Origin of the sequence: Nitrosomonas europaea (assembly GCF_900167395.1) — a bacterium.
In the GTDB taxonomy this organism is placed as follows: domain Bacteria; phylum Pseudomonadota; class Gammaproteobacteria; order Burkholderiales; family Nitrosomonadaceae; genus Nitrosomonas; species Nitrosomonas europaea.
The window spans coordinates 1-2,718 of record NZ_FUWK01000074.1 but is presented as its reverse complement, the minus strand read 5'-3'; the positions used below and the strand labels follow the sequence as shown (position 1 = coordinate 2,718).

Genomic DNA, 2,718 nt, shown 5'->3' with positions numbered 1-2,718 from the left:
GGACGATAAAATTACCGAATTGAATAACTGAATCTGATCTAACAGGCACTCGTCAAATCGGGTAACTGTCAGATCAGATCTCAACTACTACACCTAATACGTATGTGAATGCGCTCCATGCTCCCCGTGATTTTTTTGTGAACCTTGCCCGGCAAGCTGCCTGCCAGTACTGATCTGATAGGTGGCATGACACGCCGTGCAACGCCCCAGCGTTTCACTCAATTGCTGCAACGTATGCTTCGTATCCTTCCCCGATTCCGCATCCTGTGCAATCCTGTCAAACGCCTGATGCATGGCCATGCCCAACTGCATGAACTGCTCGGGCAGAATGTTATCCATGTGCCCTTCCATTTTGTGCGGCATATCCGTTCCAAGTGAACGGGCATGGCGTGCGGCAGCGGCTCTATCATCCTGTGCAAGTGCCTCCAGAATGGCACCTGTGCCGGTCAGCAACATACGCATTTCGCTCAGCAGATGATTACGCTGCATCTCATTCATGGGCAGAATCTGGCGCTGATCAACTCCATCAGCCATGGCAGCAGTCATGACAAAACCCAAAACAATTGTAAAAATTTTCTTCAAATCAACCTCCTTTATTGTGGGATGAGCCGGAAACATATCATTCTCACCACATCATGAATATTAGTAAACACCCCAGGCAAACAACCGGATGACAATACCCGCAGAAGCACCCGACAACCCACCACGTATTGCTCCCGATGTGAATCTGGTTTATCCTTTACGGCCGCGTTTGACAGGGCAAGGAGAAGTGACCGAGTGGCTGAAGGTGCACGCCTGGAAAGCGTGTGTACGGTAATACCGTACCGCGGGTTCGAATCCCGCCTTCTCCGCCATTATCGTCAATAAAATCAGTTGCTTAATAAATTAAGCAGACCATATTTAAGTATATTTGGTCATATTTTTATGTCATCTGGCTAGCTTTCTGGTCAACATTTTCACGGTTGACAGACTTCACTATACAAAACCACTGTACACCATAAGAAAATCCCCTGTCATAGGAGGAGGGATGGCGGACAGGGGATGATTCTGCCAAAAAGGCAGATAACCAAGACTGCTTACATCATAATTGTCATAACGCACTCGGCCACTGATTGGTTTACTCAGTTTTATGGTAAGGCATCAATTGCCCGCAACTATTAGATAATCCCGAATAGTTGCCTGCAGCCTACTTACCTGCTCGTTTGCTTTGTCCAGAATCAGATACTGCCACAATTTTTTCTACTGTTTTGATACATATGTGTACCTGGTCTGATATGGGTTTCTGTATCTGACACCCGCTTTTCTTTATAAAGGAATCAAACCCGGGAAGAAAATCTGAACGTTTTTAGACATTTGGAAATATTACAGAATAATCAAAAGTATCGTTCTTGATGGCTAACAAAATAGCGGCACTCGGTTCTGGTTCCGATAGTTATACTGAAATTTGCACTCCTTGGGATGCAGGTAGAATATGTTCTTACTCACCTTTAACCTGGTGTGCGCTAAGGAAGGACTCATCCACTTCAATTTCGCTGGATACGAGTTCGCAGTGCTCGGCAATACGTTTATGAATCGCTTGAGGTATCAGTCGCGGTATTGCAGTTAGATTATCAAGTAACGTAATCTGAGATACATCCAGACCGGTGGCAAAGTAGCGAGCCGGTTAACGTATCTGTTTTTTTAACGACATAACAAAAGGTTAACATCTCTACCAACCCTCTGTTCCAGTATGACTTAAAAAATAATGAAACTTAGGGAACCTCTGAAAAACGTCAGCGAGGCAGTCAGTTCAAGGCAAAAATCGGTGACGCAAGCAAAGCGTAGCGAACAGCCGTAAGGCTGGCCCGTAAGGCGAGGCGCTGGTGCCGAGTAAAAAGCCGAGTTTATACGTAATAAATAAGCATTTTGAGCCTATTTTTAACGCAAAAATGACAACGCAGGTAGTTTTTCAGAGATTCCTTGGCATAGCGTCGCCAAACTCCATACACAATTATATCCAGCGTAACAACCAAATATCCCGCCGGGTTGATTTCAACTGCCCATAGGCTCGGCAAAAGAAATATGTAATACCGAGAAGTACGGCCCACACCAGATAAGCTCGCCACAGAACCGGCTCATAGCCTTCTGGCCAATCACTGGAGCTAGCGGTCAGCATATTCACGGCTCGACCGTAGCTGAGTGCCAGCCAAAGCTGTGAGGACAGGTTAATCAAAGGAATATGCAGCAAATAGAAAAACAAGGAAACCCTGCCAAAAGTAGAGAGCACACTGGCACCCCAGAACTGGAAACGCTGGGCAAATGCGAGCAACAAGAGGCACAACCCCAGCATGACCGTAACGAACTGCAGCGATGCCGGGTATTTACTCACGTTCAAAAATGATAGAACGGATAAAATCGCAGTCGGCTGGCCAACGTAAGGAGAGGGATCACCATAGTGCCCCCAGACTCGCAACAGGACAAACAAACACAAAGATGCAAAACCCAATAAAGCTGACCACCGCACGATATGCTGTGGATATTTAACGTATAAACCTCCGAACAAGTAGCCCAACAACATCACTCCCGGCCAGGGCAGCAACGGGTAGGCGATAAAAAAGTCGTAGCCACTGTTGAATACTTCGAAACTACCTGTTTGGTCCCGCATTGTGATGGTGTATTGTATGATTTGCTACCGACACAGGAGGAATTATGGGACAGATATTACACGGGAGCGCCCGC

Annotated in this window: 2 protein-coding genes and 1 tRNA gene; 1 reads left to right on the top strand and 2 read right to left on the bottom strand. The window is 46.4% G+C overall.

Going from position 1 to position 2,718, the window contains the following annotated elements:
* Positions 1-93: 93 nt before the first annotated feature.
* Positions 94-582, bottom strand: coding sequence for a cytochrome c (locus B5D58_RS13350; RefSeq protein WP_234989092.1), 489 nt, complete (start codon positions 580-582; stop codon positions 94-96).
* Positions 583-763: 181 nt separating this feature from the next.
* On the opposite strand from B5D58_RS13350, the gene B5D58_RS13345 reads away from it, so the two are divergent.
* Positions 764-854, top strand: a tRNA-Ser gene (locus B5D58_RS13345).
* Positions 855-1,990: 1,136 nt separating this feature from the next.
* Here the strand turns inward: B5D58_RS13345 and B5D58_RS13340 are convergent.
* Positions 1,991-2,644 carry an acetyltransferase domain-containing protein gene (locus B5D58_RS13340; protein WP_050731266.1) on the bottom strand — a complete coding sequence of 218 codons (654 nt, stop codon included), beginning with the start codon at positions 2,642-2,644 and terminating at the stop codon, positions 1,991-1,993.
* Positions 2,645-2,718 lie beyond the last annotated feature (74 nt).

Excerpts from the sequence above, each read along its gene's own strand:
- B5D58_RS13340 (WP_050731266.1), bottom strand. The coding sequence starts at position 2,644 with ATGCGGGACCAAACAGGTAGTTTCGAAGTATTCAACAGTGGCTACGAC.